The sequence below is a fragment of the Cesiribacter sp. SM1 genome (assembly GCF_020178975.1).
Classification (GTDB): Bacteria; Bacteroidota; Bacteroidia; order Cytophagales; family Cyclobacteriaceae; genus Cesiribacter.
Genome location: NZ_JAHXBU010000091.1, coordinates 155211 through 168856 on the forward strand (window position 1 = coordinate 155211; position 13646 = coordinate 168856).

10 protein-coding genes are annotated in these 13646 nt (G+C 49.3%); 2 read left to right on the forward strand and 8 right to left on the reverse strand.

The features are described from left to right. Positions 1–119: 119 nt before the first annotated feature. The 6 genes from KWJ01_RS18620 to KWJ01_RS18645 all read right to left on the reverse strand — a co-directional run bounded on the left by KWJ01_RS18620 (position 120) and on the right by KWJ01_RS18645 (position 8762). Positions 120–929: an NIPSNAP family protein gene (locus KWJ01_RS18620; protein WP_224998505.1), complete on the reverse strand. Its 810-nt coding sequence runs from the start codon at positions 927–929 to the stop codon at positions 120–122. 121 nt (positions 930–1050) lie between these two features. Beyond that, entirely contained in the window at positions 1051–1506 is a 456-nt protein-coding gene (locus KWJ01_RS18625; RefSeq protein WP_224998507.1) for a DinB family protein, read from the reverse strand. Positions 1507–1697: 191 nt separating this feature from the next. Continuing rightward, on the reverse strand, positions 1698–3191 hold the full coding sequence (locus KWJ01_RS18630; RefSeq protein WP_224998509.1) for a calcineurin-like phosphoesterase family protein: 1494 nt from the start codon (positions 3189–3191) through the stop codon (positions 1698–1700). A gap of 79 nt (positions 3192–3270) precedes the next feature. Further along, entirely contained in the window at positions 3271–4074 is an 804-nt protein-coding gene (locus KWJ01_RS18635; RefSeq protein ID WP_224998510.1) for a glycerophosphodiester phosphodiesterase, read from the reverse strand. Positions 4075–4151: 77 nt separating this feature from the next. Next, positions 4152–5594 carry a SusD/RagB family nutrient-binding outer membrane lipoprotein gene (locus KWJ01_RS18640; RefSeq protein ID WP_224998512.1) on the reverse strand — a complete coding sequence of 481 codons (1443 nt, stop codon included), beginning with the start codon at positions 5592–5594 and terminating at the stop codon, positions 4152–4154. A gap of 75 nt (positions 5595–5669) precedes the next feature. Beyond that, complete coding sequence (locus KWJ01_RS18645; protein ID WP_370634733.1) at positions 5670–8762, reverse strand: SusC/RagA family TonB-linked outer membrane protein; 3093 nt, start codon at positions 8760–8762, stop codon at positions 5670–5672. Positions 8763–9368: 606 nt separating this feature from the next. Here KWJ01_RS18645 and KWJ01_RS18650 point away from each other — a divergent pair. After that, a complete protein-coding gene (locus KWJ01_RS18650; RefSeq protein WP_224998516.1) occupies positions 9369–9995 on the forward strand; it encodes an isochorismatase family protein in 627 nt (208 codons plus the stop codon). 33 nt (positions 9996–10028) lie between these two features. Further along, positions 10029–11801: a GAF domain-containing protein gene (locus KWJ01_RS18655; protein ID WP_224998518.1), complete on the forward strand. Its 1773-nt coding sequence runs from the start codon at positions 10029–10031 to the stop codon at positions 11799–11801. Positions 11802–11915: 114 nt separating this feature from the next. Here the strand turns inward: KWJ01_RS18655 and KWJ01_RS18660 are convergent, their stop codons facing one another. Together KWJ01_RS18660 and KWJ01_RS18665 are read right to left on the reverse strand one after the other, a co-directional pair. Next, positions 11916–12542, reverse strand: coding sequence for an alpha/beta hydrolase (locus tag KWJ01_RS18660; protein ID WP_224998520.1), 627 nt, complete (start codon positions 12540–12542; stop codon positions 11916–11918). Positions 12543–12564: 22 nt separating this feature from the next. Further along, entirely contained in the window at positions 12565–13500 is a 936-nt protein-coding gene (locus tag KWJ01_RS18665; RefSeq protein WP_224998522.1) for a ring-cleaving dioxygenase, read from the reverse strand. Positions 13501–13646: the final 146 nt, after the last annotated feature.

Genomic DNA, 13646 nt, shown 5'->3' on the forward strand with positions numbered 1-13646 from the left:
CTACTATCTGGTACAGACTGGAGATCTGCTGCTGGATTATTTGAATCCGGTCCATCCAGACCGGGTCTGGCGAGACCCGGCTTGTACACGCACAGCCTTTATCAGATCCGTACTTGCTGCTAAATATCAGAATAATCCGTTGCCCGTAGCAGGTAAATATCTGCACGCTTGAAGTTGCCTTCATACTGGGGCTCACTGCTAAGCTTTTTCCAGGCCGGGTCATCGCCAAAGGCTTTCCATTTGGCATCACGCTCCTGCATATTCTCAAAAGAGGTCATGTACATCAGGCTTGGCATAAAGGTACCTGCCAATACCCGGCCATAGAAAACAGCGTTGAAGCCCAGGCGGTCAAAAATCTGGATTTCGCCGTTGTTGAACATCGACACCTTGTTCAGGTGCAGCTTTTCTGTGGCAGCCTCGTAATTGCGCAATTCATATATCCTATCTCCTTTTGGTGATTTCAGCCTGGGCACATCCACGCCAGGCATACCGGTAAAAGCCTCCATCAGCACCGATTCAAAACCGATATATGGAGCATTTTGTGGCGAAGCATCGGTATAATCCCTGGCTGCCGCTGCAAACTGTTTGTCCTTCATCAGTGCTTCATCCAGTTTAAAGAAAGCTTCAGGGGCTTTAAAGGGAATGAACACATAAACCAGCTGCACCGTATCGGCCTGCGGGTTTCCGCTATCTTCAACAGGTTTAAAAACCCCCACTTTGCTAATGCCTGCACGGTGCAGGGCTGGCAGGTAAGCATTTTGCAGATACTGATCGAGCCGCGCCTCCTGCTCATTACTGTTGAGGTGGTAGATCTTCAGCTGGTAAAACGAAGGTTTAGCCGACTGGCTAAAGCCGGGCACAGCACTCCCCACCCATAGCAGGAGGAGGCAAAGTGAAAAAAGAATAAGTTTCCGTTGATTAGTCGACATACTGAAAATTAGAGGTACAAAAATCCAATTTACAGCAGTGGCCGCTGATTCCATAGCGGTTTCAGTAATTTGATTAGCACAAGCTTATTCTGCTTACCAGTAAGGAGCCTTGCAACAGCAACTATACCAGTTTTTTCAAAGCCATGGCATAGCCCAGATGCAGGCTTTCATGCTGTGCATTGTAGGCAACAGCCTCCCCGATAGATGTAAGCACCAGCCCATAACTGGTGAGATATTCGTTAAAATTCTGAAATACCCCTTCCTTTAGGTCTTTCTCCAGCTGATCGGCAGTGGAAACAGCATAGTTTTTTAGCTGCTCCAGTTCTGCTTCACCCACTGGTGCTTCCGGTTTACTGCCTTTCCTGTAACGCCTGATCAGCTCCGGATCCAGCTGCATTCTCAAACCGCTTAGGTGGTAGCAAAGAATTTGCTGCGACACCAGGATATGACCAAAGTTCCAGACAATGTTGTTGTTAAACCCCTCGGGTACCTTGTTTAGGCTGTCGATCGAAAGCCCATCCATGAGCTTAAAAAAATTCTCCCTGGTTTTTCTGATCAGGTGTAGCTGAAAATCCATTGCCATTAATTTATGCCGTACAGGCAAAGCTAAAAAACATGCCGATAGCACCCTATCTGTAAAAAGAAAACTGATGAATTTTTAATGCTTTAGAATAAACCCAGCCTTAAAAAGAGTAAGCGGCAACATCTTGCCTGATGCTGCCGCTACTGCTCCTCTGTGTATTCCTAACCAACAAACACAGTTTATATCTAGCTATTTAACTTTTCTGAAAATACATTCCCAAAACGATCGGTCACTTCTACCACCACCTGTTTTGTAGCATCTTCGGTTTTAAAGAAAAACATATGATCGCTTAGCTGCGGCTCCACCCACTTGCGCAGGGCTGGCAGCTCTGGCCCGCTATGCAGCTCCACGCTCAGTGGGTCGTGGGCCACAATGCGCTGCATTTCTCCCTTGCGGATGCCATCTTCATACCAGTGCACCTTCCAGTCGGGATCCCAGTTCCAGACGTTAACCGAACGGAATTCGGGCTGCTCCGGATGAGCTCCTTTGTTGTAAGTTCTGAACTGATAGTCCTGGTGCAGGCCTGTTGATTTGTAGCGCCAGCTCAGGGAAGAGCCATTTACCTCGTACACACCATAGCCGCTGGGGGTACCATCGTAACAGATGGGGCCACTCCACCAGGCCCCGCATACTGTGCCGTGGTTGTGCTCAAACACCTTACCCTGCACGGTATTATCGTTAAAGTGGGTGTGCCCCGACATTACATGCGCCGTAAAGGGGCTTAACATCTCATAGAGCTTTTCCCGGTTGCTTACGGTGCCACCCAGCTGGTTGCGGTCGGGGTAACGTTTTACGGCACCGGTAATCAGCGGAATATGCACCGAAACAATCACCATGCTGCCTGGGGCAACAAACTTAAGATCCTGCTCCAGCCATGCCAGCTGCTCTTCGGTAATATAGCCTACATAGGTTTTATTTTTACCCAGGCTAAAAACATCATCCAGCACCACATAATGCACCTCGCCCCTGTTGAAGGAGTAGTAGGTAGGACCGTAGTGGGAATTAAAAGTACTGGCAGTTAACTCATCGCTGCGCACATCCAGGTCCATATCGTGGTTGCCAATTACCTGGAAGAAAGGTATACCGGTTTTCAACACAGCCTCATTATACTCCTTCAGGAGATGCAGCTGATCGAACACCAGGTCGCCGCAGCCTATGCCAAAGGTATTGGGATCGCCTATTGACTGTATGGTCTGGTACACATCAGGCGCCGCTACCGTAAGCAGCTGGTTTGCTTCGTAATCGTTTTGTATCTGGGTATCGGCCAGCACCAGAAAATGGTGCTTATCATCCTTATTTTCCAGCGGTGTTAGCTCAAAAGGCAGGCTTACTTCTTTTTTCTGCCTATCGAGCTTTTTGAAAAAAGCCGCAGAGCCATTAGTCTGAACCGGAATGCTGTAGCCCGAAGGCACACTCATATATACATAAGAACGCTGGTTATTGCTTATAAAGCTGTAGTAGCCCTGCTGGTCGGTTTGTACAACAGAGAGCCCGTCGGTCATTACCACATTGGATATGCCTTTGCCCCTGGCGGTAACACGGCCTTTTACCCGGATGGCTTTGAGAGGCTCCTGCAGCAGGGGCACTGCCGCTGTTAAATCGCCGGGCATTAGGCCCAGGGTGCTTAAGCCCGCACCCAGCAGGCCCAGCTGTTTAAGAAAATATCTTCGGTTTTGCATGTTAAAGGAGGAAAGAGGTTAAAGAACAAGGCATATGAGATAGTTTCACTAAAAAGATTGCTGCAACAGCTGTTGTAAACTACTGCTGTGCACTTCTATCCATCTGCTCACGCAGCCAGCCGGGCCTGTCGGTGGTAATGCCTTTAACACCCAGCACCGCCAGCTCTTTGGCTGCTTTAGGGTCGTTTACGGTATACACATACGTCTCCAGCCCCTGCTCCTGCATTTTCTGCATAAAGCCTTTATCCACAAGCTTGTAGTGCACATCCAGCCCGTTGAGTTTGCTTTCTTTGGCGATTTGGGTTGCCTGCTCGAGTGAATAATCCTTATAGTTATGCAGCAGCCAGTAAGCAGGTACCTCAGGCATTTGCTGTTTGGCCTGCACTATAGCATCTTTGCTAAAGCTGATAAAAATGAGCCTGTCCCGGATGCCGCTTTCCGCTACCACCTGCTGAAGGCGGGGCAGTGCTTCAGGACCGGTCTTTATCTCGATCACCAGCTTTTTATCTGCCGGCACCAGTGCCAGCACTTCCTGCAGCAGGGGTATTTTTTCTCCCTTGTACTTTTGGTCTTTCCAGCTACCTACCTCCAGTTTTCGCAGCTCTTCCGAAGGTGTATCTTTGATCAGCAGGTTTTTGCCCCCTGCCGTGCGGCGGGTATCCTTATCGTGGATTACCATCAGCTGGTTGTCCTGGGAGAGGTGGATATCGATCTCAACAGCTTCGGCTCCCTGCTCGTAGCCCTGCTTTACGGAGGCAAGCGTGTTTTCCGGTGCCAGATAAGAGGCGCCGCGGTGGGCAATTATTTCCTGTGCCTGGAGGGTCATGCTCAACAGTAGGTTAGCTGTAAACATAACTGCAAAAAGGTGACTTTTTCTTTTCATGTGCTTAGAGTTTTACAAAGTGAAGAAAAGAGGGAAGTAAGACCTCCCCCTTTAATCAATTAACCAACCAACCAGTATTATTCTTTTTCCCACCATACTTTGGTGTTAATATTATCTGCACCCATAGACTCCAGGGCTTTCTGATAATTCGCGCTGTTGTTGCTCTGCACTGTAGTGGGGTAACGGAAACGCACCGGCATTACACCACCGTTCAGCAGTCCGCTTTCTTTAGGCAGTACGGGGTAGCCTGTTCTGCGGTACTCAAACCACTGCTGATAATCGTTAAAGTACAGGGCATAATATTTCTGCAGCATGATGCGCTCCAGCGTACCATTATAAACGGTGGCCTCATTTTCAAAATAAGTTTCAGGCACTGTAGCGCCCCATTGTTCTATGGCTGCTTTTACACCCTGCTCATAATGCTGCTGTGCATCTGCCTCAATCACGCCTTTCTGTGCCAGTTCTGCCTTAATAAACTCCACCTCGGCATAGGTCATGATCACAGAAACCATAGGAGCTGTTACCAGGGCAATGTTTACATTGGAGGGCAGGTAATCGAACTGCGAGTCGCTGCCATCATAACCACTGGGTATACCCTTGTAGCCAATGGTGGTGGTACCATCCAGAGAACGTGCCTTGGTAGCAAATAGTGGCAGGCGTGGGTCTTCGAAAGCATTGAGGTTATCTACAAAAAACTTGGAAACAGAACGGAAAGTGGTAAAGTCGATGGCGCGGCCCCAGGGCGATACATTTGGCGCAACGCCGGTAATCTCCAGAATTGCCGCTTCCTCATTGCTGCTAAACACGGGGTAGGTTGCAGGATCGCTGATCATCCTGGCCAGCTCTGCATGGGCATTCATTTCAGCCCTTTTCGATACCCTCAGCAACAACCTTAGCCTAAGGGAGTTGCAGAACTTTTGCCAGTTCTCTACTTTATTGCCATACAGAATATCGGTGCCATAGATCATGGGTTTTGAAGTATCAAATAAGCCATTAGCCGTTTCCAGCTCCTGAAGAATGGTGGTGTACACCTCCTGCTGGGTGTTGAAAGCCGGCTGGAAAATCTTTTCTTCGCCACGGCTGGCTTCCTCCATTGGCACATCGCCAAAGCAATCAGTAAGCAGCGAGTAAGTCCAGGCATTGAGCGTAAGGGCTATGGCCTCGTAGTTAGGATCTCCGGCCGCTACAGCAGCCTCCCGCATTTCCTTGATGTTGGCCAGCCAGCGGTAGTAGGTGTTCCAGGTAGAGTTGCCGGCACTTTCGCTCACATCGTAGCGGTGCACCCCGCCCGATGCACTGGGGTAAGGCAGCGCCACCTGCATAATATCGAAGGTAAAACCATCGCTGCGGCGGGTGTTAAAGCTGGCCATTTCGTAAATGATTGGGTTCAGCAGTGTACCCGGGCTGATCTTATCGATCCGGTTTGGATCTGTATTGATTTCTTCAAACTCATCTGTACAGGCAAAGCAGAAGATGCACAGAGAGAAAAAGAAGAGAGAGAATTTATTAAGGCTTGTCATGTTCTAAAGAATTTAGGATAAAACAGAAGTTCCTGTTCTGCTCATGGCTTTTATTGCAGACAAATTTCCGTTTGCTTAAAAAGTGAGTGATATGTTGGCACCAAAGGTTCTGGGAGTTGGCAGCTGCCCCATTTCCACGCCTGGCAGAATGGTGGAGCCGTTAAGGGCTGCCGTTTCCGGATCAAAAATCGGGAACTTGGTGATCATGGCCAGATCGCGGCCATAGAGCGCTACACTTGCCCGGCTAATGCCCACCCTGGATAATAAACTGGCCGGTATGTTATACTCCAGGCGTACTTCACGCAGCTTAATGAAAGATGCATCGAAAGAGTTAGCCTCAACATTGGCGCGGCGGTAATATTCGCGATAATAATCTACCGGAAGTACCTTTGTTGTGTTGGGCGAGTAGCTGCCATCTTCGTTCTGCACCACACCCTCGCCTATAATAAATCCTTCCTCCCGGCCACGCAGTGTATGGATAAGCTTGCCCATCTCCGACATTTTATGGTGTGTTTGGGAGTAGATGGTACCGCCATACTGTCCATCGAGCAGCACACTCAGGCGCAGGTTCTTGTAGGAGAATTCATTCATAAAGCCGCCCTTCCAGTCGGCATAGGCATTGCCGATGTACTGGATCTCATCTGGCCGCTCGGGCAAGCCATCCTGGTTGTATACGATCTGGCCATCGGGGCTTCTTACAAAGCCAAAGCCGTAAATATCGCCGGTGCTGCCACCTACACGGGCCTGGATGGTGGCATTGCCGCCATAGCCGATATCCTGTTTGCCATCCATGCCCTCGGCCAGCTCCAGCACTTCGTTGTCGTTCTTAGACCAGGTAATAGTGGTGTTCCATTTAAAATGATTGCCGTTGATGGGTCTGCCGTTCAGCATCAGCTCTACACCCTGGTTGCGTACATTGCCTGCGTTTAGTACTGCGCTGCTGTAACCGGTGGTAGGGTCCAGGGGCACCTCCAGAATCTGGTTGCGGGTAAAGCTACGGTACACGGTTACATCAAAACCAATGCGGCGGTTAAACATGATGTACTCCAGGCCGGCTTCGTAGCTGCTGGTGATCTCTGGCTTAAAGTCTGCATTGTGCAGCAGTGTTGGCATAGAGCCGGAACCCGGAAATTCACTTTGTCCGTAGTACTTTCTGGTTTTATAAGGATCGGTATCGTTACCTACCTGGGCTGCCGATAAGCGCAGCTTGGCAAAGGAGATCTGCCTGGGCAGGGTAAACAACTCATTTAAAATAAAGCTTGAGCTTACCGATGGATAAAAGAAGGAGTTGTTTTGCACAGGCAGGGTGCTGGACCAGTCGTTACGGCCTGTTACATCCACAAAAATCTTCTCATCGAAAGAGAGCGAGGCCAGGGCATACAAGCTGTTTACCCTTTTGTTGATGCTGCTGGTGCTCATCATAGGGTTATTAATGCCGTTGGAAAGTTTGAACACACCCGGGATCACCAGGCCTTCCACCTGTCCGTTTACCAGGCGGTAGCGGCTGTTCATGGCATTGGCACCCACAGAGGCACTGAGGTTGAACCTGCTGCCTAAGCTCTCTTTATAGGTAAGCAGTGCATCGGTGTTGATCTCGTAGGCAGAAATATCCTGCTGCTTAAAAAAGCCCTTCTGAAAGTTAGCCGTGCTGTAGGGGCGTCGCTGCTCGCGCTGCTCCTGGCTCATGGCAATACCGGAACGAACCATTACCTCCAGCTTTGGAGAGATTTCGTAGGTAGCAGAAATGTTACCAACCGTGCTGTGGTTGTTTACAGCATTGGTCATTTCGTAGGCAATCAGGTAAGGATTATCGATAAAGCCACTGAAAGGGTGCAGCTGGTCTATTTGTTCCTGCCCCTTTTTCCAGCGGCCCTCATAGGCAGCCAGGGGAATGCTGGGGTTCTGGAAAATCATGAAGTAGGCAATCGACTGGTTGTTATAACCGGTAGCCGGCAGGTTGTCGCTCTTTTTATTCGTATAGTTTACTTTAGAGTTTATCCTGATGCGATCAGAAATTTTAGAATTAACACTTAGAGCGGCGGCAATGCGGTCGAAGCCGGTATTTGGCATAATCCACTCATTGGTGGTGTAGGTAAGAGAGGCACGGGCCGAAGAATGCTCATTGGCACCCTCCAGTGCAATGTTGTTGCTGATGGTAGAACCTGTTCTCCAGAAGCCTTTGATGTTATCTTCGTAAGGTCTCCACAACACACGTTCTGCCGACTGGCCTTCTGTGGCCGGATCGTACTGGTAATAGTACTGGCCCTCGAACTTTGGCCCGTATGCACTGCTGGTACCGCCGGTGCTGGCACCATCTTCAGAAGCGCCATAGGAGTAGTATAGTTCGCCATCCTTATTAAAGGCTCTGCCGGTTCCCTGGCCGTACTCGTACTGGTAATCAGGCCACTTCAGCACATCGTTAAAGCTGATGTTGGAGTTAATGGAGACGCCCAGCCCTTTGCCTTTTCTGGAGCCTGATTTGGTGGTAATGATAAGCGCACCATTCGCCGCTCGGCTGCCATACAGCGCTGTTGCACTGGCACCTTTCAGCACGGTAATACTTTCAATATCATCGGGGTTTATGTCGGCAATGCCATTACCAAAGTCTACAGGCACATCGTTGCCCGAACCCGCCCCATAGGCATTGCTTACACCAGAGCTGGTAAGGCCGCTGTTCATGGGCACACCGTCCAGTACAATCAGGGCGTTGTTGCCATTGGGGTTAAGGGAGTTGTCGCCCCGCAGCGAAACCCTTACTGAGTTAACCGGACCCGAGCCTGCAGAGATCATGTTAAGGCCGGCCACTTTACCTGAAAGAGCGCTTACAAAGTTGTTTGGGCGGGTTTCGCTGATCTGCTTGCTGTTGATGGTCTGGGTAGCATAGCCCAGTGCTTTTTCTTCGCGTTTGATCCCCAGGGCAGTTACCACTACCTCTTCCAGAATCTCATTATCTTCTTTGAGCGTTACGTTAATAGTGGTGTTGTTTGTGTAAGGCACCTCCTGCTTTACAAAGCCCACAAAGCTAAAAACCAGTGTATCGGTATTCGTTAGCCCCCCCGGAACCGCCAGGCTGTAGGCGCCATCGGTATTGGTAACAGTGCCGGTGGCAGTACCTTTTAAAAGAACGGTAACCCCGGGCAGCGGCAGGTTTGCTGCATCAGTTACCACACCTTTAATCGTATGAGTTTGTGCTAAGGCACTGCAGATGCTCAGCAAGAGCGCAAGAACAAGGGCGGAAAAATGCCTTGTTGAAGTTGTAAAAGTTTTAAGCTCCATATCTTTCCTGGACTTTGTTTTAGATGCTGCAAAGAAAGAGTGGGCTTGTTAGCTAATGATGAAGGGGATTTTGAGGATAGGTTACCATTTCGGGGTGCAACAATAGCTATTTTTAAACAATCTTCATGTTTTTGTTAAGCTGCCGTGAGCATGGGTTCAGTTACACACTTATAACCAGATGCTTATCTTATATTTAGACAAGCTTACAAATTGCCAGGCAAATCGGCGTTCTGCCGCTACCTTACATAACTCATATTTAGTCGCCAGAATTTTCTGCGCTGCCAGTACACTGCCACGGATCAATCATTCGCTTCTGAAGGCAAAACCCTTGTGTTGTCCATCTCTACTCTACCAGATCTGTCATCAGTGCACTGATAACAATAGGTTCACATTGGCAACCGAAACTTAATGCAGTTTTTTTGCTGCGATCTGCCGCAGTGCAGACCTTTACCCGGCCAATTTTCATGGCTCAGCCAAATACAACCTAAAACAAATCCTATGAGTACTGCCCTGATTCTGATTTCCATTCAGAGCACCTATTTTAAAGGTGGCAGCCACCCTTTGAAAGGAACCAAGCGTAGTGCTAAAGCAGCTGCAAAACTGCTTTGGCATTTCAGGCAAAAGAAACTACCTGTGTTTCACGTATTATATAGTGCACCACAGCAGGAGGAACCTGCTACTGCTGCAAGAGCCGAAGCCCATGAACTTGTGGCACCTGCTGCAGAAGAAACAGTGATATATACAGCAAGTGCCAACGCATTTGCAGAAGAAAAACTTATCGGGGAGCTGCAGGCACTGGGGGTTAAAGAACTGGTCATAGCTGGTTTCACTGCCGATCACCAGGTTAATGCCACCGTAAGAGCTGCAACAGAGAAAGGCTTTGCCTGTACACTTATTCAGGATGCATGTGTGGCAAACAGCTTTTTGTTTGAAGGAAACCACCTGAAGGCAGACCTGGTGCTCCAGGTATTTCTTGCCAGCCTTTACCACACCTATGCAGAGGTATGCACTGCCAAAGAATTTCTGAAAAGGGAAGAAAAGAAGGAGAGGAAAAAATATAAGAAATCCAGGAATTCATCTACTGAAACAGGTAAAAAAACAAAAGCTGCTAATCTGTTAGCTTAGGTTGATTGGTAATTCTACTTCTCCTCTCTCTATATGCATTTTCTTAAAACAAACATCAGAGCCAGACTCCAGCTGGCCTTTTTTGCCATTATAGGAATGGCCGCCCTTGCCGGAGTACTTTCCTACAAACTGCTTAAACAGGTAATTGCGCATCAGCAAACACAGGCACAGGTAGACGACCTGGCCGGGCTCCTGGCAGATACCCGCATTCAGGAAAAGGATTTTCTGTTGTGGGGGCGCAAAACCGAAGCCTTTTATACCAACCCCACTATTCCTGAACTGGATGCTTACGCAGAAACACGCGAAAAAATAGCAACACTGCTGAAAAACCTGAATACTAACCCTGTGGTACAAAGTGCCGGACTGGAGCAGGACCTCAGGGCCCTTGATCAGCATTTTCATAAATACCACCAGCTGTTCGGGGAGCTCATAACCTTATACAAACAGCGCGGTTTTAAAGACTGGGGGCTTGAGGGTGAAATGCGCGCCTACATTCATGCCATCGAAAAATCAAGATCGAAAGATGAGCAGTGGTTTGTGCTCATGCTGCGCAGGCACGAGAAAGACTTTTTTATTCGGCAGGACCTTAAATACCGGGAGCAGGTAAATAAAAGGTCAGAAGAATTTATTGCTTACCTGGAGCAGGCGCCCCTAGCACAAACAGATCCTGCCTATACCAGTAACATGATCAGGGCGGTAAAAGTCTACCGGTCGCACTTCAACAAAATTGCCGGCCTGGAAGAGCAGATCGGCTTGAACCATGAAAGCGGACTTCAGGGAAAATTACTGGAGCAGGCCAGGCTGATTGAAGAAAATGCCGGTAACATTCAGCTGCGCATAGGAGCCAAAAGCCAGGAGCTGGAAGGAAATGCAATCTGGGTGATGATTTGCAGCTGCATTCTGCTGATTGCTTCGGGCATACTCATTAGCCTGGCTGTGGCCCGCAATATGGCGAAACCCCTGATGATGCTCAGCAATGTAATGCAGCAGGTGCGTAATGGAAAAGAAGAAGCCATAGATCAGCTATCGGGTATCCGGAGGCAGGACGAAATCGGAATGCTTATCAACAGCTTTAATAGCATGCTGGATGATGTAAACACTAAGGTTGCGGAGATCCAGGAAAAGAACAAAGCCCTGGAGGCCTCCTCTGCCCGGGAACAGGAGCGCCTTTGGCTTGGCCAGGGCGTGAACCGCTTTGAGCGTATACTCATGGAAAAACAGGGTGAGGTTGAACATCTTACAGACTGTTTTCTGCGGGAGCTGGTAAAATATGTAGGAGCCGTGCAGGGAGCCGTTTTTGTGAAGCACGAACAGGCATCTGAAAGCTGTATGCGCTTAAGCAGCTGTTATGCCCTTGACAAAAAGCGGTATCAGCATGCCAGCTTTTTACCTGGCGAGGGCATTGTAGGTGCTGTATGGCAGGAAAAAGAAGCTGTATTTATGAACGACATACCCGAAGATTACAGCAAAGTGAGGAGCGGGCTTGGAGCTTCCAAACCCAGGTCAATCCTGGTGGTACCGGTGCTTAACGATGATGCCGTAGAAGGGGTGCTTGAGCTGGCTTCGCTTAGTGAGTTTAGCCCTTTGCAACAGGAGCTGGTGCAACAGGTTTGTAAAGGCCTTGCCACAACACTGGCAACGGCAAAAATGCAGCACCACACCCGGCAGTTACTGGAACAGGCCCAGCGTATGGCACAGGAGCTAAGGGAAAGCGAAGAGGTGCTGAGGCAGAACATGGAAGAAATGCAGGCCACGCAGGAAAAGATGCGCAGGGAACACACCCGGACCAATCCGCTACAGGAATAAACGCTGATAGTACGAAGGCAAATAGCTACTACAGCATTATCAAATAAACACCCTGCTTGTATACGGTCCGGTACACAAGCAGGGTGTTTTTTTGGTAACATCTTTAACCTGGCTTTACCCAAAAATCAGCTTATTGGCCAGGTCCACTTCTTCCTGAAGAATGGTGTGCGGGCGGCCTTTATATACCTTCAACGTTACACTGGCACCCATACTTTCCAGAATCTGCCTGCTTTCCTCTACTCTTGCAAGGGGCACATGCGGATCGGGATCGCCTGTGCTGATGAGCACTGGCGTTTGCTCAAACCTGCCCTTATAATTGCCTGTATCGAGGCTGTCTCCGATGAGCCCACCGGTAAAAGCTGCAATGCCGCCCCAGCGCTGTGCATGGCGTGTGCTATACTCCAGGGTTAGGCAGGCACCTTGCGAAAAGCCGGCAAAGTAGATGTTCGTAGCCTCCACCCCCTGCTCCATAATTTCTTTCACGGCCCCATCCAGCAGCTGCAGGGCCGAATCCAGGGCAGGCTGGTTCTGGATGGTGGGCGCCATAAAGCTGTAGGGATACCAGCTGTTATTGGTCGCTTCGGGTGCAAAAAGGGTAAAATCCTCAACCTCCAGGGCCTGCCCCAGGGAAAGAATATCCCGGGCAGATGCTCCCCTGCCATGTATCAGGATCAGCGCTTTTTTGGTTTCCGCCAGGGGCCTGCCCAGGGCAAGTATGGGTTTAGAAGTATGTGTGTACATATATTAGTTTATGGTAATGTGCTTACGGAATGGCAGGCAGGCGTTGCAGGAGCTTTTCCCGCAGCGGCTCATGCTGTGGCGGCAGCTTCAGCTGTTGTCCCAGCGCCTCCTGCTGCTCGTCGATGGCAAAGCCGGGATTGTCTGTGGCAATCTCAAACAATACACCCCCTGGCTCCCTGAAATAGAGCGAATAAAAGTAGTTTCTGTCAATTTTAGGCGTAATGCTTAAACCAAACCCGCGCACCCTCTCCTGGTATTCCATCAGTACCTCCTCGTTCTTTACCCTAAAAGCAATATGATGGATAGCCCCACCGGCAACAAATCCCGGCTGTTCTCCCTTAGCCTCCACCAGGTCAATAATGGCTGCCGTACTACCGGCTTCACAAACATAGCGGTAGCGGTTAACGTGCTGCTCTGCCAGCCGGTAGCCTAGTACCTCGGTCAGCACCCGTGCAGTAGGCTTAACATCCTCCAGGGTAATGGTGGTATGATGAAAGCCCCTGGTAGCATAAGCCTCCCCTACCTCATCGGTTGTCCAGGGCTTGCGTGCATCGGGGGCTTTAGAAACAGTAAGCTCCAGCTTCAGCCCATCCGGATCCAGAAAGGTAAGGTACTTTTCTCCGAACTTTTCAGCAGGCTTGTTGTAAATAACCCCATTCCTGTCAAAATGGTCTATCCAGAAATCAAAGCTATCAGCCGGTACAGCATAGCCTATCTCTGTAGCCATGCCCGTACCCCTGCGTCCGGGATTAACCTGCTCATAAGGAAAAAAAGTAAGAATGGTGCCCGGGGAGCCCTGCTCATCTCCATAATAGAGGTGATAGGTATAGGGATCATCGAAGTTAACAGTCTTTTTTAGGAGCCTTAAACCCAGCACCCGAGTATAAAAATCGTAATTGCGCTTAGCGCTACCGGCAATGGCCGTGATGTGATGAATACCCAGGATCTTGTTTTCCATTGGTGGTAAGTTTAGATCGTAAGTCTGAAGCAGAACAGCTTCTTGTTAAAATATAAAAAATGTAAGGTTTTGCTGGTGCAGCAATGTTGATTTCATCAATTCACAGCTGCACACCTGGCTTAATATACGGTAGTAATTATGCCCTC

Coding starts and splice junctions, on each gene's coding strand:
- KWJ01_RS18620 (WP_224998505.1), bottom strand. CDS start 929: ATGTCGACTAATCAACGGAAACTTATTCTTTTTTCACTTTGCCTCCTC.
- KWJ01_RS18625 (WP_224998507.1), bottom strand. CDS start 1,506: ATGGATTTTCAGCTACACCTGATCAGAAAAACCAGGGAGAATTTTTTT.
- KWJ01_RS18630 (WP_224998509.1), bottom strand. CDS start 3,191: ATGCAAAACCGAAGATATTTTCTTAAACAGCTGGGCCTGCTGGGTGCG.
- KWJ01_RS18635 (WP_224998510.1), bottom strand. CDS start 4,074: ATGAAAAGAAAAAGTCACCTTTTTGCAGTTATGTTTACAGCTAACCTA.
- KWJ01_RS18640 (WP_224998512.1), bottom strand. CDS start 5,594: ATGACAAGCCTTAATAAATTCTCTCTCTTCTTTTTCTCTCTGTGCATC.
- KWJ01_RS18650 (WP_224998516.1), top strand. CDS start 9,369: ATGAGTACTGCCCTGATTCTGATTTCCATTCAGAGCACCTATTTTAAA.
- KWJ01_RS18655 (WP_224998518.1), top strand. CDS start 10,029: ATGCATTTTCTTAAAACAAACATCAGAGCCAGACTCCAGCTGGCCTTT.
- KWJ01_RS18660 (WP_224998520.1), bottom strand. CDS start 12,542: ATGTACACACATACTTCTAAACCCATACTTGCCCTGGGCAGGCCCCTG.
- KWJ01_RS18665 (WP_224998522.1), bottom strand. CDS start 13,500: ATGGAAAACAAGATCCTGGGTATTCATCACATCACGGCCATTGCCGGT.